Raw genomic sequence first — 19,210 nt, 5'->3', positions numbered from 1 at the left:
TGAACTAGCCGCCTGACGTAGAGATGCAAAGTGCGCAACTCCGTCGAGCGCGTGGGCCGCCATTGTACTGCCTGCTCATTTCAGCCTCTGGGTCTCTTGGTCGCCGGCGCAACCGCGCCCTGCGGAACAGTGGTGTGGCATTCATTTTGCCCGCTGTCCCAGCAGGTCCGTTGCATGCCGCAAGCGGCTCTGAAGCACTGCAAGAATCGTCGCATATTTAAAGCACCAGTTGCGTGCCGGCAACCACTCCTGCCGCAACTGCCGTTCACAGCAATCTTTCCGTCAAACCACATTCAGTGAAGCTGACCCTCCTGCTGACAGAACCCCGTGCCCCACGGCACGACGTGCCCGCCTGACCCGCGGCGGATACGCCTGGGCGCCGCCCAGGTACGGTCCGCATTCTTTCTTGCCCGCTTCAGTCCGCAGCCCGAGTGACCCGAGGTCACGCGCCGATATCGGCGCGTCATGACAACGGAGAACCCCTCTCATGAAGCGCATGCTGTTCAATGCGACGCACCAGGAAGAATTACGCGTCGCTATCGTCGATGGGCAGAAACTCATCGACCTCGACATCGAGACTGCCGGCCGCGAACAACGCAAAGGCAATATCTACAAAGGTGTCATTACCCGGATCGAACCCGGCCTCGAAGCCTGCTTCGTCAACTACGGTGAAGACCGTCACGGTTTCCTGCCCTTCAAGGAAGTGGCCCGCAGCTACTTCAAGGAAGGCGTGGACGTGCGCAGCGCCCGCATCCAGGACGCCCTGCGCGAAGGCCAGGAACTGATCGTCCAGGTCGAGAAGGAAGAGCGCGGCAACAAGGGCGCGGCCCTGACCACGTTCATCTCGCTGGCCGGCCGCTACCTGGTCCTGATGCCCAACAACCCCCGCGGCGGCGGCGTTTCGCGCCGCGTCGAGGGCGAGGACCGCCAGGAACTGCGCGACACCATGGAGCAGCTCGAACTGCCCCAGGGCATGAGCATCATCGCCCGCACCGCCGGCATCGGCCGCAGCGTCGAAGAACTCCAGTGGGACTTGTCCTACCTGTTGCAGCTCTGGACCGCCATCGACGGCGCCGCGCGCGACAACTCCGCGCCCATCCTGATCTACCTCGAGTCCAGCCTGGTCATCCGGGCCATCCGCGACTACTTCTCCCCCGAAATCGGCGAAATCCTCATCGATACCGACGAGATCGCCGACCAGGCCACCGCCTTCATGAGCGTGGTGATGCCTGACAACGTCCAGCGCGTCAAACGCTACCGCGACGACATCCCGCTGTTCTCCCGCTTCCAGATCGAACACCAGATCGAGACGGCGTACTCGCGCACGGTGCAGCTGCCCTCGGGCGGCGCCATCGTCATCGACCACACCGAGGCGCTGGTGTCGGTGGACGTCAACTCGGCCCGCTCCACCCGCGGCGCCGACATCGAGGAAACCGCGCTGCGCACCAACTCGGAAGCGGCCGACGAAGTGGCCCGCCAGCTGCGCCTGCGCGACCTGGGCGGCCTGATCGTCATCGACTTCATCGACATGGAGGACAGCAAGAACCAGCGCGCCGTCGAACAGCGCCTGCGCGACGCGCTCCATTTCGACCGCGCCCGCGTCCAGATGGGCAAGATTTCGCGCTTCGGCCTGATGGAACTGTCGCGCCAGCGCCTGCGCCCGGCCCTGAACGAAGGCTCGCACATCACCTGCCCGCGCTGCAACGGCACCGGCGTGATCCGCGACGCGGAATCCAGCGCCCTGCACGTGCTGCGCCTGCTGCAGGAAGAGGCCATGAAGGAAAACACCGCCGCCGTGCACGCGCAAGTGCCGGTGGACGTGGCCACCTACCTGCTGAACGAAAAGCGCGCCGACATCACCAAGATGGAAGCCCGCCTCAAGGTCAACCTGTTGCTGATCCCCAACAAGCACCTGGAGACCCCGCACCACCACATCGAGCGCCTGCGCCACGACGATCCGCGCCTGGAAGAGCTCAAGACCAGCTTCGAGCTGGTCGAGGCCCCGGCCACGGACGCCCCCTGGCAGCCGCGCGAGCACGAAGTCAAGTCGCGTCCGGAAGCGCTGGTCAAGGGCATCACGCCCTCGCAGCCCGCTCCCGTTTCGACCCCGGCTCCGGCGCCCGCCGCTGCCGCGCCCGCTCCCGCCGGCGGCGGCCTGGGCGGCCTGTTCAAGCGCCTGGTCGGCTGGCTGACCGGCAACGCCGAAACCGCCAAGCCCGCCCCCGCCGTCCAGGAAGACAGCGCCAAGCGCGCCGCCTCCGGCCGCGGCAAGGGCCGCTCGGCCCATGACGGCCAGGAACGCCGCGGCGAGCGCCACGGTTCGGACCGCAACCGCAACCGCCGCAATGAAGCGCGCGGCGAAGGCGCCGAGGGCGGCGAAGGCGGCCGTCACCACGTGCGCGGCGGCCGTCGCGCCGAGGGCGAGCGCCAGGAACGCGGCGAGCGCCACCAGCGCAGCGAAGCCCGCGCCGAGCGCGACACCCAGGCCACGCAGGCGGCCCTGGCCTCCAGCCGCCCCGAGCAGGCCGACCAGGCCGCCGGTGAAGACGCCGGCGCCGGCCGCAACCGCCGTCGCGGCCGCGGCCGCAACCGCCGCGAGGAAGGCCAGTCCGACGCCCCGATGAGCGAACAGGAAAGCATGGTCGCCGCGCTGGCCCAGACGGTCGCCACCGCCCTGCCCGACACCCGCCAGCCCGCGGCCCAGGCCGTCCAGGCCGCCGAGGAAGCCGCCGCCGACGCCACGGCCGAGCAGGCCGCTGACGCGGCGCCGGCCGCCGAAGGCGCCGAAGGCGCGGCCGATCCGGAGCGCAAGCGCCGCCGCCGCCGCAGCCGCCGCGGCCGCCGCAGCCAGGAAGAAGCAGGCGTGAGCGCCGGCGACGAGCAGCTCGAAGAAGGCGCCGACGAGGAAGCCGGCGAACAGCCGCAAGCCGCCGCCGAGTCCGCCGCCGAGTCCGAACCGGCCGCCCAGCCGGCTTCGGCGCAGGTCCAGGCGCAAGCCCCGGTCGCCGAAGCCGCTGCCGAGGTAAGCACCGAGGTGACCGCTGAAGCGACCACGGAAGTGACCGCCGAAGCGACCACGGAAGTCGCCGCCGAAGTCGCCGCCCCCGCGCCCGCCGAAACCGCCCCGCAAGCCGAGGAACCGGTCCAGGCCACGCAACCGGTGACGGTGCAGCCCGCCAGCGTGGTGTCCGCGCCCGCGGCGCCCGCCGCGCCCGAGGAAGCCGCCGCCGTCGAACCGGTGGTCGCGGCAGCCCCGGCCCCGGCCGAAGCCGCCCCGGCGGCGGCAGCCGGCGCGCAGCAGCCCATCGTGGTGCCGGCCTCGGCGCCGTCGGCCAAGGCCCAGGCCCTGCATGAAGTGGTCAATGCCGCCGGCCTGCAATGGATCGAGACCGACCCGGACCGCCACGCCCAGACGCAGCTGCGCATCGCGGCCGCGCACAAGCCGGTCCGCCTGGGCCGCGAGCGCAAGCCGGTCGCGCCCGTGTCCAACGAACCGCTGGTCCAGGTCGAGACGCGCCACTAAGCCGTCCGGCTCCCAGCCAAACGCCCCGGAGATTCAAGTTTCCGGGGCGTTTTCATTTGGCGTGCCGCTCAGTCTTCCCCTGGCGCTGTCAGGCAGGTTCAGGGCCAGCGCGGCCTCTTCCACGAAGGCTTCGGCCAGGGCCGAGTGCGGCATGTGGCGCGCCCACAGAATGCCCATGCGGCGCAGCGGCGCGCGTCCGGGCAGCGGCACGCGCTTGACGCGCCGGCTGTCGAGCCAGTCCGGCGCCCAGTCGGGCACCAGCGACACGCCCAGCCCTTCCGAAACCATGCAGGCGATGCCCATCAGGCCGTCGACCTCCAGGCGCTCGCGCGGGGCGATGCCGTGCTGGCGCAGGTACTGGTCGGCCAGCCGGCCGCCCCAGACATTGCGGTCGTAGCGGATGAAGGGCTGGGTCCGCATCAGTTCGTGGGCGTCGTCGCCGGCGGTGTCCGGCGGCGCCAGCACCACCAGCGGCTCCTCGGTGACCAGCCGCCACGCGTAGCCCTTGGACAGGTTGAACTGCGGCTTGACGATGAAGGCGGCGTCCAGGTCGCCGTTGACCACCCGGTGGTACAGGTGCTTGGAGGTGCCCGGCTCCATGAACACGGCCAGTTTCGGCATGCGCCGGTACAGGCGCGCCAGCACGATGGGCATGGTGCCGGTCAGGGCCGAGGCCGACACGCCCAGGCGCAATTCGCCCAGCGGCGCGTCGTCGCCGGCGCTGGCGCGCAGGTCGCGCACCTCGCGCAGCACGGCGCGGGCCCGCTCCAGCGCCTTCAGGCCCGCCTCGGTCGCCTTGACGCTGCGGCCCACGCGCTTGATCAGCGTCGCGCCCAGCTCCTCCTCCAGCGTGCGCACGCGCGCGGCGATGGCGGCCGGGGTCAAGTCCAGGCGCCGCGCCGCCTCGGCCAGCGAGCCGCTTTCGACCACTGTCACAAAGCTCTGCACATATCGCGTATCCACGGTCTCCCCCTTTTTCCGGCCGCCGGTTTGCGTTACGGCAAACCATAACAATTTTATGGATTGAAGCAATTAAACAGCAGATGTTCATGGGCCGGATCGGTGCCAGAATCAGGTGTTGCTGGCGCGCCGCCGCGGCGCGCCATTCCCGAACCCCGACTACGAGTACAGACCATGACGACCCAAGCCCGCATTCCCGGCGTTTTCTCTCCGGTCCTGACGCCGTTCGACGAACGCTACCGGCCGGTCCTGGGCCGCTATGTGAAGCACTGCCGCTGGTTGCGCGAGCAATCGGTCGGGCTGGCGATTTTCGGCACCAATTCGGAGGCGAACTCGCTGTCGCTGGCGGAAAAACACGAGCTGCTGGACGCGCTGCTGGATGCCGGCGTGGAGCCGCAGGCCCTGATGCCCGGCACCGGCGCCTGCGCCCTGCCCGACGCGGTCGAGCTGACCCGGCACGCGGTGCGCAGCGGCAGCATGGGCGTGCTGGTGCTGCCGCCCTTCTACTACAAGGGCGTGAGCGACGAGGGCCTGTTCCGCTATTACGCCGAGCTGATCGAGGGCGTGGGCGACGACAGGCTGCGCATGTACCTGTACCACATCCCCCCCGTGAGCCAGGTGCCGCTGAGCCTGGACCTGATCGACCGCCTGCTGGCGCGTTATCCGGGCATCGTCGCCGGCGTGAAGGACAGCGGCGGCGACTGGAACAACACCGCGGCCATGATCGAGCGCTTCGCGCCGCGCGGCTTCCAGGTCTATGCGGGCAGCGAGGCCTTTCTGCTGCAGACCCTGCGCGCCGGCGGCGTGGGCTGCATCACGGCCACCGGCAACGTCAATCCCGGCCCCATCGTGGCGCTGCAGCAGCGCTGGCAGGAGGCCGACGCCGACGCGCGCCAGGCCGGGCTGAACGCCACCCGCAACGTGTTCCAGCAATTCCCCATGATTCCCGCCATGAAGGCCGCCATCGCCTGGAAATCCGGCGACGGCGCCTGGGCCACGGTGCGCCCGCCCCTGGTGGAGCTGAACGCCGGCCAGGCCGCGGCGCTGCGCGCCGCCCTGGACGAAAACGGCTTCGACATGCCGGGCGCCGCCGCGCTGGCCGACGCCTGAACGCCGGCCGCGGGCGATTCCCGCCGGATCGCCCGCCCGTTTAGCTGACCACGCCGATGTTCCAGGGCACAAACTCGTGGTCGCCCAGCCCCAGCAGCTCGCTCTTGCTGCGCGCGCCCGAGGCCACCCGCAGGATCTCCTCGAAGATGCGCTGGCCCATCTCCTGCATGCTGGCCGCGCCGTCCAGGATTTCGCCGCAATTGACGTCCATGTCTTCGGTCAGCCGTTCATACATCGGCGTGTTGGTGGCCAGCTTGATCGACGGCACGGGCTTGGCGCCGAACATCGAACCGCGGCCGGTGGTGAAGCAGATCATGTTGGCCCCGCCCGCGATCTGGCCGGTGGCCGAGACCGGATCGAATCCCGGCGTGTCCATGAACACCATGCCCGGCTCGCGCACCGGCTCGGCGTAGCGGTACACCTCCATCAGGCCGGTGGTGCCGCCCTTCATCGAGGAGCCCAGCGATTTCTCGAAGATGTTGGCCAGCCCGCCCATCTGGTTGCCGGGGCTGACCTTGCCGTTGATCTGCACGTCGCGCCCCGGCGAGTATTCCTCCTTCCACCAGCGGATGCGCTGCACCAGTTTCTCGCCGACTTCGCGGCTGCGCGCGCGCGAGGTCAGCGTGTGCTCCACGCCATAGATCTCCGGCGTTTCGGACAGGATGGCGGTGCCGCCGTGGCGCACCAGGATGTCCATGGCCGCGCCCAGCGCCGGGTTGGCGGTGATCGACGAAAACCCGTCCGATCCGCCGCACTGCAGGCCCACCTTCAGGTGGCGCGCCGGCACCGGCCGGCGCTCGACCGCGTTGGCCTCGGGCAGCATGGCCCGCAGCGCGGCCACGCCGGCCTCGATGGTTTTGCGGGTGCCGCCGGTCTCCTGCATGATGAAGGTCTTCAGGCGCGCGCCCGCCTCCAGCCCCTGGTCCTTGAGCAGCGCGTCGAGCTGGTTGCGCTCGCAGCCCAGGCCCACGATCAGCACGGCCGCGAAGTTGGCGTGGCAGGCATAGCCGCCCATCGTGCGCCTGAGCAGGTCCATGGGCTCGCCCGACATCTCCATGCCGCAGCCCATGCCGTGGCTCAGCGCCACCACGCCGTCCACGTTCGGATAGGCCGCCATCAGCTCGGGCGTGAAGGCCTCGGCGATGCGATGCACCACCGTGGCCGAGCAGTTGACCGTCGCCATCACGCCGATGAAGTTGCGCGTGGCCACCTGGCCGTTGGCGCGCACGATGCCCTGGAAGGTCGCCTGTTCGGACTCCGGCAGCACCGGCGTGGGCACGTAGTCGCGCGCGTGCGCGTAGTCGCGGTCGAACTCCTGGAACGCCATGTTGTGGGCATGCACGTAGGTGCCGGCCGGGATGTCGGCCGCGGCGAAGCCGATGCAGACGTTGTACTTGAGAATGGGCTCGCCGGCGCGCAGGTCGCGCGCCGCGATCTTGTGCCCGGCCGGAATCTGGCTGCGGCTGACGATGCCCTCGGAGGGCACGGCCATGCCAATGGCGATGGGCACGCGCGCCACCACGATGTTGTCGCCGGAGTGCAGCCGTATCACCGGCCCCGCGGCGCGCTTTTCATTCATTTCTATCATGTCGTCGTCTCGGATGGAGGAAGGTTGCAGGCGGCTATTCCGGCTTGATGCCGATGTCGCGGATCACCACGGACCAGCGCGGCAGTTCCGCGCCCACGAAGCGGCTGAAGGCCTCGGCGTCGCTGCCCACCACGGTGAAGCCCTGTTCGCTCAGCCGGGCCTGCGTGTCGCCCTGGTCCAGCGCGGCGCGGATGGATTGCGACAGCCTGTCGACCACGGGCCGCGGCGTGGCGGCCGGCGCGAACACGCCGTACCAGGTCGAGACCTCGAAGTCCTTGAAGCCGGACTCGGCCAGCGTCGGGATGCCGGGGGCCTTGGGATCGCGTTTCAGGCTGGTGATGGCCAGCGGGCGCAGCTTGCCCGAGGCGATATGGGGCAGCGCCACGGGCAGGTTGGCGAACATGTACGGCACGTGCCCGCCCAGCACGTCGGCGATGGCCGCCGATTCTCCCTTGTACGGCACGTGGGTCACCTTGGCGCCCACCATGTGCGCGTACAGCTCGCCGGCGATGTGCTGCGGGCCGCCCTGGCCGGACGAGGCGTAGCTGACCGCCGCGTCGCCGCGCTTGCGGATGTAGTCGGCCAGTTCCTGCGCCGTGCCGACGTCGGCCAGGGCCGGATTGACCACCAGGATCAGGGGCATGGTCACCACCTGCGACACCGGCGCGAAGTCTTTCTCGGGCTTGAACGGCAGCGTCGGAAACAGCGAGGGCGCGACCACCATGGTGGACTGCGAACCCAGGAACAGCGAATAGCCGTCGGCCGGCGAACGCGCCACGTTGTCGGCGGCGATGGTGCCGGTGGCGCCGGCGCGGTTCTCCACCACCACCTGCTGCCCGAGGTTCTCGGCCATTTTGGCGCCGATCAGGCGCGCCACGATGTCGGCGCCGCCGCCGGGCGCGAAGCCCACCACCATCCGCAAGGGCTTGCTGGGAAACGCCTCGGCCAGCGCGGCGCCCGAGGCGCCCAGCAGCGCCGCGGCCAGGCCGACGACGCCGAGCCCGCGCGCCATCCGGCGCGCGGTCGTACAGGGTTTTTTCATGGTTTTGTCTCCGTTGGCCGCCCGCGTCGAGGCGGGCGATGCCAGGCCATTGTGGCCATCGCACCCCATCGGTACAAGCATCTGGATGCGCCTTCAAAGCACAATATTTTTATGGTTTCAGCGCCGCGCGCAGGCAAAAAAAATCCACCCGGCCGGGTGGATTTTTCGAGAAGCGCTTACCGCTCAGAACTGGTAGGTGTAGGTCAGCTGCACCACGTCCAGGCCCGGGTTCGGGCGCTTGATGCTGGCGTTCGAGAAGTGCGAATAGCGCAGGCCGATGCGGTTGTTCGGCGTCAGCAGGAAGCCCAGGCCGACGTGGTCGCCGAACTGGAAGGCCGTGCTGATGTTCTCGTCGGCGAAGCGGGTGCTGGAAAACAGCGTGGCGCCGATGCCGGCTTCGATGTAGAAGCGTTCGCCGGTCCACCAGCGGAACATCGGGATGGCGTTGAACTGCCACACGTGGCCCGGCGAGCGCGAGCCGTCGGCCCACCAGTACGAGGCGCCGAATTCCGGCGTCAGGTCCAGGCGGCCCCAGTTGCCGCCGAACTGGTGGGTCCAGACCGAAGGCGTTTCGTAGTTGAGGGTCAGGCGCTGGTAATGGTCTCCAATGCCGTAATGCATGCTCACTCCGCCCTGGGTGCCTTCGGACGATTGAGCATTCGCGAAGGTCGCGGTGGCCGCCAGGGCCAGTCCGGCCAGGCCTGCAAGCATCTTGTTCTTGGTGGACTGCATTGGAATAACTCCGTCTATTTCAACTCTAGGTTGCAACATAGCAAAAACCAGACCAAACCGTGTAATTTTTGTCGCTCGGCGGCAACATCGCGAATGGAAAACACTGTTCCGCAAAAACGGCTAGCCGCTCAGCAAGCGGCGTGCCCGTCCTGAATGCAAAAAGCCGCCGGCGCCCTGGGGCGCCGGCGGCATCTGGCTTGAGCGCTCGCGCGCTTCAGGCGGTGACCACGTCGGCCGGCTGGTTGGTCAGCAGCGCCAGCAGGCGCGCGATTTCCTCGCGCAGCTGGCGGCGGTCCACGACCATGTCGATGGCGCCCTTCTGCAGCAGGAATTCGGCGCGCTGGAAGCCTTCCGGCAGTTTTTCGCGCACGGTCTGCTCGATCACGCGCGGGCCGGCAAAGCCGATCAGCGCCTTGGGTTCGGCGATGACCACGTCGCCCATGAAGGCGAAGCTGGCCGACACGCCGCCCATGGTGGGGTCGGTCAGCACGCTGATGAAGGGCAGCCCGGCCGCCGACAGGCGGGTCAGCATGGCGTTGGTCTTGGCCATCTGCATCAGCGACAGCAGGCTTTCCTGCATGCGCGCGCCGCCCGAGGCGGCCACGCAGATGAAGGAGGTCTTGTTGTCCAGGGCGGCCTGGGCGCCGCGCGCGAAGCGCTCGCCCACCACCGAGCCCATCGAGCCGCCCATGAATTCGAATTCGAAGCAGGCCAGCGTCGCCGGCACGCCGCGGATCGAGCCGCTCATGACCACCAGCGCGTCGCTTTCGCCGGTCTGCTTGACCGCTTCCTGGAGGCGCTCGGGATACTTGCGCGTGTCCTTGAACTTCAGCGAGTCGACCGAACGCGTGGTCTGGCCGATCTCGACCCGGCCTTCCACGTCGAGCAGCGAATCGATGCGGGCGCGGGCCCCGATGCGCATGTGATGGTCGCACTTGGGGCAGACGTGCAGGTTGGCCGCCAGGTCTTCGCTGTACAGCACCGACTCGCACGACGGGCATTTCACCCATAGGCCTTCGGGAACGCGGCGGGCGCCGCTGTCGCTGGTTTTATTGATGCGAGGAGGCAGGAGTTTTTCGATCCAGCTCATTGATTTTTCATCCCGTATGAGGTCGCGCCCGCGCTGTCAGGCCGACGCGTTTGCTCGTTTCACTTGATCCAGCGCCTGCCGGATCGTGCGCAGCCAGCCGCTGGCGGCGGCGACGGCGGCATCGTTCTTTTGCGCAGCCGGGGCATCCGCCGCCGCCTGCTCCATGGTTTCTATCAGTTTGCTGCCGATGACCACCGCGTCGGCGGCGCGCGCCACGCGCTGGGCGCTCTCGGCGTCGCGGATGCCGAAGCCCACGCCGACCGGGATGTCGCGCACGTGGCGGCGGATCAGGGCCACGCGCTCGGCCACGTCATCGGTGTTGAGCGAGCCGGCGCCGGTCACGCCCTTGAGCGACACGTAATAGACGTAGCCGCGGGCCACCTGGGCCACGGCCTTGATGCGTTCCTCGGTGGAGGTGGGCGCCAGCAGGAAGATCGGCGCGATGCCCTGCTGCCCCAGCGTGGCGGCGAACTCCACCACTTCCTCGGGCGGATAGTCCACCACCAGCACGCCGTCCACGCCGGCGCGGGCGGCGTCCTGCGCGAAGCGGTCCTGGCCCATGCGTTCGATCGGGTTGGCGTAGCCCATCAGCACCACCGGGGTGTCGGCGTCGCGCTGGCGGAACTCGGCCACCATTTCCAGCACGCGGGCCAGGCCCACGCCCTGCGCGATGGCGCGGTCGGCGGCGCGCTGGATGACGGGGCCGTCGGCCATGGGGTCCGAGAACGGCACGCCCAGCTCGATGACGTCGGCGCCGGCCTCGACCAGCGCGTGCATCAGGGGCACCGTGGCCGCCGGCGAGGGATCGCCCGCGGCGATGTACGGGATCAGCGCCGCGGCGCGGCCGGATTCGGCGGTGCGCGCGAAGGCGGCGGCGATGCGGTCGTTGCGAGTTGCCATGGTCGGAACCCTTACAGCTCGATACCGGCCTTCTCGGCGACGGTATGCATGTCTTTGTCGCCACGGCCCGACAAATTGACCAGGATGACGGCGTCACGGCCCAGCGTGGGCGCCATTTTCACCGCCTGGGCGATGGCGTGCGAGGACTCCAGCGCCGGCATGATGCCTTCGATCCGGCAGCAGTCGTGGAAAGCCTTGAGGGCCTCGTCGTCGGTGATGCCCACGTATTCGGCGCGGCCGGAGTCCTTCAGCCAGGCATGCTCGGGGCCGACGCCGGGATAGTCCAGGCCGGCCGAGACGGAATGGGTTTCCTGCACCTGGCCGTCTGCGTCCTGCATGACGTAGGTGCGGTTGCCGTGCAGCACGCCCACGTGGCCGGCCGCCAGCGAGGCGGCGTGGCGCCCGGTGTCCATGCCCTCGCCCGCCGCCTCGACGCCGATCAGGCGCACGTTTTCGTACGGGATGTAGGGATGGAAGATGCCCATGGCGTTGGAGCCGCCGCCCACCGCCGCCACGACGTAGTCGGGCTGGCGGCCGATGGCTTCGGGCATCTGGGTCAGGCATTCGTTGCCGATCACGGTCTGGAAATCGCGCACCATGCGGGGGTACGGGTCGGGCCCGGCCACCGTGCCGATGATGTAGAACGTGTTCTCGATGTTGGTGACCCAGTCGCGCATGGCTTCGTTGAGCGCGTCCTTGAGGGTGCGCGAGCCCGACGTGACCGGCACCACCGTGGCGCCCAGCAGCTTCATGCGGTAGACGTTGGAGGCCTGGCGGCGCACGTCTTCGCTGCCCATGTAGACCACGCATTCCATGCCGTAGCGGGCCGCCACCGTGGCGGTGGCCACGCCGTGCTGGCCGGCGCCGGTCTCGGCGATGACGCGCGGCTTGCCCATGCGCTTGGCCAGCAGGGCCTGGCCGATGCAGTTGTTCACCTTGTGGGCGCCGGTGTGGTTCAGGTCTTCGCGCTTGAACCAGATCTGGGCGCCGCCCAGCTGTTCGGACCAGCGGCGGGCATGGTAGACCGGGCTGGGCCGGCCGACGAAATGCTTGAGTTCATAATTGAACTCTTCCAGGAAGGCGGGGTCGACACGATAACGGTCGTAGGCCGCGCGCAGCTCGTCGAGCGCGTGCATCAGCGTTTCCGCCACGAAAACGCCGCCGTAGGGGCCGAAATGGCCCTGGGCATCCGGAAAGTCGTAAGGTTTCAACTAGCATCTCCCCCGGCATCGCGGCAGGCCATTACCGGCCGCAAATCCAGTTTGCAACCCGGCATTTTACCTGACGCGGCAGCCGCCCGGGCGCGGCCGCGCCCGGGCCTGGAAACCGCCGCGGCGGCGTCAGAGCGACTGCCCGAGGCGGCGCAGGAAGGTTTCGCAGGACGCGAGCTGGTCCAGCGCCACGTATTCGTCGGGCTTGTGGGCCTGTTCGATGTGGCCGGGGCCGCAGACCACCGTCGGGATGCCGATGCCCTGGAACAGGCCGGCCTCGGTGCCGTAGGCCACCTTGCGCGTGGCGCGGTCTTCGGTCAGGGCGCGCACCAGCTGGGTGATGGCGGCCTCTTCCGAGGCTTCCAGCGCCGGGGCGGCCGCGCCGGTCTCGATCTCGATGCTGGCGCCCTCGAACTCGGCCTTCATGCGCGGCAGCAGTTCCTCGCGCACGTATTTCTCGACCTCGGCCTGGATGGCGTCCGGCTGCATGCCCGGCAGGTTGCGGAATTCATAGCTGAACTCGCAGGATTCGGGAATGGTGTTGACCGCGATGCCGCCCTGGATCTGGTTGGTGGTCATGGTGGAGAACGGCACGTCGTAGAACTGGTCGTACGGACCCTGGGCCTTGAAGCTGTCGGCCAGGTCGCGGATGCGGCAGATCAGGCGGGCGGCGTATTCGATGGCGTTACAGCCGCGCGGGGTCAGCGACGAGTGCGCCGCCTTGCCGTGCACCTTGCAGCGAAACAGGTTGATGCCCTTGTGCGCCACCACCACCTGCATGCCGGTGGGCTCGCCCACCACGCAGCCTTCCGGCCGGATGCCGCGGTCGTGCAGGTCGGCCAGCATGTAGGGCGCGCCCGCGCAGCCGACTTCCTCGTCATAGGAAAAGGCCAGGTGGATCGGCTTCTTGCGCGGCATGGCCAGGAATTCCGGCACCAGCGCCAGCGAGCCGGCGATGAAGCCCTTCATGTCGCAGGCGCCGCGGCCATACAGCAGGCCGTCCTTTTCCACCAGCTTGAACGGATCGGTGCTCCAGTCCTGGCCGTCGACCGGCACCACGTCGGTGTGGCCCGACAGCACGATGCCGCCCTGCTGGCCGCCGTCCTGCGCCGGCAGGGTGGCGAACAGGTTGGCCTTGGTGCGCTCCGGATTGTGCGCCAGCCACGCGTCGACGCCCTGGCCCTTGAGCCAATCGCGGACGGTTTCGATCAGGGCAAGATTGGAATTGCGGCTGGTGGTGTCGAAACCGACCAGCGTTTCCAGCCAGGTGCGCGCGTTCATGTCACTACTCTCGTGGGGGAAAAAGAGAAGTGTAAAGCCAGCCGGCGCGCGCGTCTCGGCCCCCCGTCCGGAGGCGCCGGCCGGACAGGGCACTAGAATGTCGCCCGGAATCAGCAAACATCCCCCTGAGGAGACATCGTGCAGCACAAGGCAGTTCCCACGCGCAACATCGTGGCGGCGGTAATCGGCAACGCCCTGGAATGGTATGACTTCCTGGTGTTCGCCTTCATGACGCCGATCATATCGAAGCTCTTTTTCCCCACCGACCCGAGCGTGCCCGGCAGCGAGCTCAACGCCATCCTGATGACCACGGCCATTTTCGGCGTCGGTTTCTTCATGCGTCCGGTGGGCGGCATCATCCTGGGCCTGTACGGCGACAAAAAGGGCCGCAAGGCGGCCATGGTGCTGGTCACCTCGCTGATGGCCGTGTCCATCGCGCTGATCACCGTCGCCCCCACCTACCATGCCGCCGGCATCCTGGCGCCGATCTTCATCCTGATCGCGCGCCTGCTGCAGGGCTTCTCGGCGGGCGGCGAGTTCGGCACGTCTACGGCGCTGCTGATCGAAATGGCGCCCAACGGCCGCCGCGGCTTCTACGGCTCGTGGCAGATGGCCGGCCAGATGCTGGCGCTGCTGATCGGCGCGGCCTGCGGCACGCTCATCACCGAGTTCTTCACGCCCGAGCAGATCGCCGACTGGGCCTGGCGCCTGCCCTTCGCCTTCGGCCTGGTCATCGTGCCGATCGCCATCTATATCCGCCGCAACGTCGACGAAACCGACGCCTTCAAGCAGATCAAGGAAGAAGAGCGCCAGGCCGCCGCGCGCGGCGACGTGCAGCGCCTGACCCTGGGCCAGATGCTGAAGACGCATACCCGCGAAACCCTGATCGGCGTGGGCCTGGTGGTGACCGCCACGGTTTCCATCTACATCACCTTCACCTACCTGGTGACCTACTCCACCCAGATCCTGAAACTGCCGCTGAACCAGACCTTCCTGGTGCAGATGGCGGGCGCGGCGCTGATGGTGCTGCTCACGCCGTTCATGGGCGCCTGGTCCGACCGCGTCGGCCGCCGTCCCATCGTGCTCGGCTCGCTGATCGGCTACCTGCTGGTGCTGTATCCGCTGTACCACTGGCTGTCGGACGCGCCCTCGATCGCGCGCCTGCTGACCGTGCAGGTGGTGGTCTGCCTGTTCGTGTCGGCCTTCTTCGGCGTGTTCAGCACGGTCATGGCCGAGCTGTTCCCGGCGCGCGTGCGTTCGGTGGGCCTGTCGCTGGCCTATAACGTGGCCGTGATGATCTTCGGCGGCTTCGCCCAGTTCATCGTGACCTGGCTGATCAAGACCACCGGCTCGCCGATGGCGCCGGCCTACTACGTCATGTTCGGCGTGGCCCTGGGCCTGGTCGCCGCGTTCTACATGCGCGAACGCGCCCACGACGCGCTCGACCACTGAAGCGGCCCCGCCAGCCCGCGGCGTCGCGCGCCGCGGGCCGCTAGCGGCGCACGGCCGAGGACACCCCGGGCACTTCGGCCAGCGCGTCCAGCGCGCGCGACAGCGATTCCCCGCCGCGCACCTCCACCGTGAACACCATATGGGCCAGCGACTGCCGGCTCTGCGTGTTCACGCCCACCACGTTCAGGCGCAGGCGGGCGAAGACTTCGGACAGGTCGCGCAGCAGGCCGGAACGGTCGTGCGCGCGCACGCTGATGTCCACCGGATAGAAGGTGTCGGAGGTCTCGCCCCACGCCACTTCGATGACGCGCTCGGGCTCGCGCGCGGCCAGGGCCTGGTAGCTGTGGCAGTCGCAGCGGTGGATGGACACGCCGCGCCCGCGCGTGACGAAGCCGGCGATGGCGTCCGGCGGCGCCGGGCGGCAGCAGCGCGCAAGCTGGGTCAGCAGCGATCCCACGCCCACCACCAGCACCCCGCTCTTGCCGCTTTTCTCGGCGCTGCCCGCGCTGGCGTGGCGCAATGCGGCGGGCTGCGGCTCGGCCGCGGGCGCAGGCTGCTGGAACAGCGTGTCGATCTGGCGCAGGCTGAACTCTTCCTTGGCAGCCGCCACGTACAGGTCGTCGGCGCGGGCGAAGCCCAGGTTCTGCGCCAACTGTTCGAGGTTGACGGCGGTCTTGCCCAGCCGCTGCAGTTCCTTTTCGACCAGCGCCTGGCCCTGGGTGATGCGCTGCTGCAGCTCGATGGCGTTGAACCACATCCGCACCTTGGCGCGGGCGCGCGGGCTGGCCAGGAACCCCAGCTGGGGATTGAGCCAGTCGCGCGACGGGCCGCCGGACTTGGCGGAAATGATTTCCACGGTCTGGCCGGTGGACAGCCGCGTCTGCAGCGGCACCATCTGCCCGTCCACCCGCGCGCCGCGGCAGCGATGGCCCAGGTCGGTGTGCAGGTGATAGGCGAAATCCACCGGCGTGGCCCCGGCGGGCAGTTCGATCACGCGGGCCTGCGGCGTCAACACGTAGATGCGCTCGTCGGTATGCGCGGGCGCCGCCGCCGCGTGGCGGCCCTTGCCCGAGGCGGGCTTGGCCGCCGGCGCGGCCGGCTCGCCGCCCTCGACGTCGGCGTTCCAGGCCAGCAGTTGGCGCATCCACGCCAGCTGGCGGTCGTATTCGCTGGAGGCCGCCACCTGGCCGCCCTTGGCGCCGGCTTCTTTGTAGCGCCAGTGCGCGGCCATGCCGTATTCGGCGAACTGGTGCATCTCGCGGGTGCGGATCTGCACCTCGAACGGGCGGCCGTCGTCATCGGCCACCACCGTGTGCAGCGAGCGGTAGCCGTTGGGCTTGGGCCGCGAAATGTAGTCGTCGAACTCCTCGGAGATCGGCGTCCACATCTCGTGCACCATGCCCAGCGCCGTATAACAGGCGCGCACGTCGTCGACGATGATGCGCAGCGCGCGCAGGTCGTACATCTGGGAAAAGTCCAGGCGCTTGATGCGCATCTTGTTCCAGATGCTGTAGATGTGCTTGGGCCGGCCGCTGACCTCGGCCTGCACGCCGCTCTTGGCCAGCGCCGCCTGCAGGCGCTCGATGGCGCCGGCGATGAAGGCCTCGCGCTCGACCCGCTTTTCTTCGAGCAGGCGGGCGATCTGCTTGTACTTCTCCGGCTCCAGGAAGCGGAACGCCAGGTCTTCCATTTCCCACTTGATCTGCCAGATGCCCAGGCGGTTGGCCAGCGGCGCGTACAGGTCGAGGGTTTCACGCGCGAACGCGGTCGAGCACGGCGTTTTGCTTTCCGCGTGCCAGCGCAGCGAACGCAGCCTGGAGGCCAGCCGCATCAACACGATGCGCAGGTCGGCCGCCATGGCCAGCAGCATCTTGCGCTGCATCTCTTTCTGCGAGCCGCTCTCGGCCGCCGCGTCGCTGGCCTGGCGGGCCACCACGCCCAGCCGCAGCAAGGCCCAGGCGCCCTGCACCAGCCGCGCGACCTCGGCGCCGAAGGCGGCCGCGATCGGATCGTTGCGCAGGGACGGCGCGGGCGCCATCAGGTCCGTGGGCAAGGCGGCCAGCAAGGCCGCCGCGCGGGTCGCGGCGTCGGTCTGCAGCGCCGCCAGCACCCGCACCACGCCGGCGCCGTGGCCGGCCAGGGGCTCGCCGGTCAGCGCGTGCTGGCCTTCGAAGCGCGGTTCGGCCCAGGCCACGGCCCGGTCGAGCAGGGCCAGGCCGTCGGCGTCCAGGCCGGCTCCCGCCTCCTCGCGCCAGGCGGCGTCGAAAGGCGTAGGCGCGTCGGATACGGGCGGGGCGGACATGACGGACATGGGTGATAGAGGTTGATATTCCGACACTCTACACTAGGGTTTGCAGACACTGGAAAACGCCGCCGCGCGCGGCATATGGAAGGAACCCGAACTCATGTTGCGCTGGCTGAAGGGACGCGGCGCCCGCCCCTCCGCGGTCGCCGAAATGCAGGCCCGCATCGCGCCGGATCTATGGCGCGAGGTACTCGACGCCCACCCGTTCCTGGCGGTATTGAACGCCGACGAATCGGCCCAGCTGCTGGCGCGCTCGGCGTGGCTGCTGGCCAGCAAGAACATCAACGGCGCGCAGGGGCTGGAGGTGTCCGACTTCATGCGCCTGTCGATCGCGGCCCAGGCCAGCCTGCCCATCCTGAACCTGGCGCCGGAACTGTACGAGGGCTGGGACGAGATCATCGTGTATCCGGCGGGCTTTCGCATTCCCCGCTCGCGCCAGGACGAGGACGGCGTGGTGCACGAATACATCGAGGACGCGGCCGGCGAGGCCTGGGAAGGCGGGCCGCTGGTCCTGTCCTGGGAAGACACGCAGCTCTCGGATGGCGGCTTCAACGTGGTCATCCACGAATTCGCCCACAAGCTGGACCTGCGCTCGGGTTTCGCCGACGGCATGCCGTCGCTGGCGGCCCACCCCGAACTGCAGCCGCGCGCCTGGCGCCGCGTGCTGGACGACAGCCTGGACCGCTTCATCGCCGCCCTGGACGCGGTGGAAGCCGCCATCCCGCCGCACGTCGATCCCGAAAGCGAGGAAGCCGACGCCTGGTACGCCCGCTTGCCGATGGACCCGTATGCCGCCACCGACGAGGCCGAATTCTTCGCCGTCAGCTCCGAGCATTTCTTCGTCGACCCCTACCCCATGCAGCAGGCGCTGCCGCAATGGTATGCGCTGCTGAAGGCCTACTATAGGCAGGACCCACTGGAACGCTACGCATGAAACAGCTGCTGATCGTGTGGCATTCGCGCACCGGCGCGGCCCGGCAGATGGCCGAGGCGGCCGCCCGCGGCGCGCGGTCCGCCGCCGCCGAAATGGCGCAGCAGAACGATCTGCGCGTCGCGCTGCGGCGGGCGGCCGACGTGCAGGCCGACGAGCTGCTGGCCAGCGACGGCTATCTGTTCTGCGCCCCCGAGAACCTGGCGGGCCTGAGCGGCGAAATGAAGGAGTTCTTCGACCGCAACTACTACGCGGTGCTGGACCGGATACAGGGGCTGCCCTATGCCTGCGCGATCAGCGCCGGCAGCGACGGCTCGGGCGCCGCCCGCCAGGCCGAACGCATCTGCACCGGCTGGCGGCTCAACCCCGTGGCGCCGCCGCTCATCGTCAACATGGGCGCGCAGACGGCGCAGCAGATCCTCGCGCCCAAGACGGTGGCGCCGGCGGAACTGGCGAAATGCGAGGAACTGGGGGGATTGCTGGCGGGGACGCTGTTGTTATGAGTGGGGGGGTGTTGGGGGTGTTGGGGGTGTTGGACGTAGGATGGGTGTAGCGCGCGGATGCGTGCGCAAAAACTCAACCGCCGAACGCGCGTAACCCATCAGCCGGCGCAAGCCGGCATTTTTTCGTGCCAAGAAAAACGGCGGCTTGCGCCGCCTGATGGGTTTCGCGCGCTTGATGGCGGAGCGCTTGGCTCGGGCATCCGCGCGCTGCACCCATCCTACGGCGCCTACAGCGCCGCCGTGACGACGATCTCGACCTTGTAGTCGGGGTTGGCCAGGCGGGCTTCGACCGTGGCGCGGGGGGGCGAATTGCCCGCGGCGACCCAGGCGTCCCAGGCCTTGTTCATGCCGTCGAATTCCTTCATGTTGGCCACGTAGATCTGGGCCATCAGGATCTTGGTCTTGTCGGTGCCGGCCTCGGCCAGCAGGCGGTCGATGGTGGCCAGCACCTGGGCGGTCTGGCCGGTGATGTCCAGCGTCGCATCGTCGGGCACCTGGCCGGCCAGGTACGCGACGCCGTTGTACACGGCCATGTCCGACAGGCGCTTGTCGACGTTGAAGCGCTTGATGCTGCTCATGAAT

15 protein-coding genes are annotated in these 19,210 nt (G+C 68.8%); 5 read left to right on the top strand and 10 right to left on the bottom strand.

Features of this window, described 5'->3' with window-relative positions:
* The first annotated feature begins 487 nt into the window (after nucleotides 1-487).
* A complete protein-coding gene (locus A6B37_RS18615; RefSeq protein WP_111826583.1) occupies nucleotides 488-3,523 on the top strand; it encodes an Rne/Rng family ribonuclease in 3,036 nt (1,011 codons plus the stop codon).
* Between the two features lie 33 nt (nucleotides 3,524-3,556).
* Here the strand turns inward: A6B37_RS18615 and A6B37_RS18610 are convergent, their stop codons facing one another.
* Complete coding sequence (locus A6B37_RS18610) at nucleotides 3,557-4,486, bottom strand: LysR family transcriptional regulator (RefSeq protein WP_111826582.1); 930 nt, start codon at nucleotides 4,484-4,486, stop codon at nucleotides 3,557-3,559.
* A 171-nt stretch (nucleotides 4,487-4,657) separates the two neighbouring features.
* On the opposite strand from A6B37_RS18610, the gene A6B37_RS18605 reads away from it, so the two are divergent.
* On the top strand, nucleotides 4,658-5,593 hold the full coding sequence (locus A6B37_RS18605) for a dihydrodipicolinate synthase family protein (RefSeq protein WP_111826581.1): 936 nt from the start codon (nucleotides 4,658-4,660) through the stop codon (nucleotides 5,591-5,593).
* A gap of 40 nt (nucleotides 5,594-5,633) precedes the next feature.
* Here the strand turns inward: A6B37_RS18605 and A6B37_RS18600 are convergent, their stop codons facing one another.
* The 7 genes from A6B37_RS18600 to argE form a co-directional block, all read right to left on the bottom strand.
* Complete coding sequence (locus tag A6B37_RS18600) at nucleotides 5,634-7,181, bottom strand: altronate dehydratase family protein (RefSeq protein WP_111826580.1); 1,548 nt, start codon at nucleotides 7,179-7,181, stop codon at nucleotides 5,634-5,636.
* 34 nt (nucleotides 7,182-7,215) lie between these two features.
* Nucleotides 7,216-8,223: a tripartite tricarboxylate transporter substrate binding protein gene (locus A6B37_RS18595; RefSeq protein WP_111826579.1), complete on the bottom strand. Its 1,008-nt coding sequence runs from the start codon at nucleotides 8,221-8,223 to the stop codon at nucleotides 7,216-7,218.
* A 183-nt stretch (nucleotides 8,224-8,406) separates the two neighbouring features.
* Nucleotides 8,407-8,955, bottom strand: coding sequence for an acyloxyacyl hydrolase (locus A6B37_RS18590; protein ID WP_102774403.1), 549 nt, complete (start codon nucleotides 8,953-8,955; stop codon nucleotides 8,407-8,409).
* A 214-nt stretch (nucleotides 8,956-9,169) separates the two neighbouring features.
* Nucleotides 9,170-10,045, bottom strand: coding sequence for an acetyl-CoA carboxylase, carboxyltransferase subunit beta (gene accD / locus A6B37_RS18585; RefSeq protein WP_102774402.1), 876 nt, complete (start codon nucleotides 10,043-10,045; stop codon nucleotides 9,170-9,172).
* Nucleotides 10,046-10,081: 36 nt separating this feature from the next.
* A complete protein-coding gene (trpA, locus tag A6B37_RS18580; RefSeq protein WP_111826578.1) occupies nucleotides 10,082-10,945 on the bottom strand; it encodes a tryptophan synthase subunit alpha in 864 nt (287 codons plus the stop codon).
* A gap of 11 nt (nucleotides 10,946-10,956) precedes the next feature.
* The gene (gene trpB, locus A6B37_RS18575) at nucleotides 10,957-12,156 is read right to left on the bottom strand and encodes a tryptophan synthase subunit beta (RefSeq protein WP_102774400.1); all 1,200 of its coding nucleotides are present in this window, start codon (nucleotides 12,154-12,156) and stop codon (nucleotides 10,957-10,959) included.
* A 129-nt stretch (nucleotides 12,157-12,285) separates the two neighbouring features.
* Nucleotides 12,286-13,437, bottom strand: coding sequence for an acetylornithine deacetylase (gene argE / locus A6B37_RS18570; RefSeq protein WP_102774399.1), 1,152 nt, complete (start codon nucleotides 13,435-13,437; stop codon nucleotides 12,286-12,288).
* A gap of 138 nt (nucleotides 13,438-13,575) precedes the next feature.
* On the opposite strand from argE, the gene A6B37_RS18565 reads away from it, so the two are divergent.
* Nucleotides 13,576-14,889, top strand: coding sequence for an MFS transporter (locus A6B37_RS18565; protein ID WP_111826577.1), 1,314 nt, complete (start codon nucleotides 13,576-13,578; stop codon nucleotides 14,887-14,889).
* A 40-nt stretch (nucleotides 14,890-14,929) separates the two neighbouring features.
* Here A6B37_RS18565 and A6B37_RS18560 read toward each other — a convergent pair whose 3' ends face one another.
* On the bottom strand, nucleotides 14,930-17,191 hold the full coding sequence (locus tag A6B37_RS18560; RefSeq protein ID WP_111826697.1) for a bifunctional (p)ppGpp synthetase/guanosine-3',5'-bis(diphosphate) 3'-pyrophosphohydrolase: 2,262 nt from the start codon (nucleotides 17,189-17,191) through the stop codon (nucleotides 14,930-14,932).
* Nucleotides 17,192-17,294: 103 nt separating this feature from the next.
* Between A6B37_RS18560 and A6B37_RS18555 the strand changes: the two genes are divergently transcribed.
* Together A6B37_RS18555 and A6B37_RS18550 are read left to right on the top strand one after the other, a co-directional pair.
* Nucleotides 17,295-18,128, top strand: coding sequence for a M90 family metallopeptidase (locus A6B37_RS18555; protein WP_111826696.1), 834 nt, complete (start codon nucleotides 17,295-17,297; stop codon nucleotides 18,126-18,128).
* Nucleotides 18,125-18,628, top strand: coding sequence for an NAD(P)H-dependent oxidoreductase (locus A6B37_RS18550; protein ID WP_111826576.1), 504 nt, complete (start codon nucleotides 18,125-18,127; stop codon nucleotides 18,626-18,628). The genes A6B37_RS18555 and A6B37_RS18550 overlap by 4 nt, the downstream gene beginning before the upstream one ends.
* 227 nt (nucleotides 18,629-18,855) lie before the next feature.
* On the opposite strand, the gene A6B37_RS18545 is transcribed toward A6B37_RS18550, so the two are convergent.
* Entirely contained in the window at nucleotides 18,856-19,206 is a 351-nt protein-coding gene (locus tag A6B37_RS18545) for a RidA family protein (protein WP_102774396.1), read from the bottom strand.
* Nucleotides 19,207-19,210: the final 4 nt, after the last annotated feature.

Source organism: Achromobacter sp. HZ01, assembly GCF_003267925.1.
Taxonomy (GTDB): Bacteria; Pseudomonadota; Gammaproteobacteria; order Burkholderiales; family Burkholderiaceae_B; genus Achromobacter; species Achromobacter pulmonis_A.
This window is presented reverse-complemented; position numbering and strand designations above follow the sequence as displayed.

Excerpts from the sequence above, each read along its gene's own strand:
- A6B37_RS18560 (WP_111826697.1), bottom strand. The coding sequence starts at position 17,191 with ATGTCCGCCCCGCCCGTATCCGACGCGCCTACGCCTTTCGACGCCGCC.
- A6B37_RS18595 (WP_111826579.1), bottom strand. The coding sequence starts at position 8,223 with ATGAAAAAACCCTGTACGACCGCGCGCCGGATGGCGCGCGGGCTCGGC.
- A6B37_RS18590 (WP_102774403.1), bottom strand. The coding sequence starts at position 8,955 with ATGCAGTCCACCAAGAACAAGATGCTTGCAGGCCTGGCCGGACTGGCC.
- argE (WP_102774399.1), bottom strand. The coding sequence starts at position 13,437 with ATGAACGCGCGCACCTGGCTGGAAACGCTGGTCGGTTTCGACACCACC.
- A6B37_RS18550 (WP_111826576.1), top strand. The coding sequence starts at position 18,125 with ATGAAACAGCTGCTGATCGTGTGGCATTCGCGCACCGGCGCGGCCCGG.
- A6B37_RS18615 (WP_111826583.1), top strand. The coding sequence starts at position 488 with ATGAAGCGCATGCTGTTCAATGCGACGCACCAGGAAGAATTACGCGTC.
- A6B37_RS18545 (WP_102774396.1), bottom strand. The coding sequence starts at position 19,206 with ATGAGCAGCATCAAGCGCTTCAACGTCGACAAGCGCCTGTCGGACATG.
- A6B37_RS18555 (WP_111826696.1), top strand. The coding sequence starts at position 17,295 with ATGTTGCGCTGGCTGAAGGGACGCGGCGCCCGCCCCTCCGCGGTCGCC.
- A6B37_RS18600 (WP_111826580.1), bottom strand. The coding sequence starts at position 7,181 with ATGATAGAAATGAATGAAAAGCGCGCCGCGGGGCCGGTGATACGGCTG.
- trpA (WP_111826578.1), bottom strand. The coding sequence starts at position 10,945 with ATGGCAACTCGCAACGACCGCATCGCCGCCGCCTTCGCGCGCACCGCC.
- A6B37_RS18605 (WP_111826581.1), top strand. The coding sequence starts at position 4,658 with ATGACGACCCAAGCCCGCATTCCCGGCGTTTTCTCTCCGGTCCTGACG.
- accD (WP_102774402.1), bottom strand. The coding sequence starts at position 10,045 with ATGAGCTGGATCGAAAAACTCCTGCCTCCTCGCATCAATAAAACCAGC.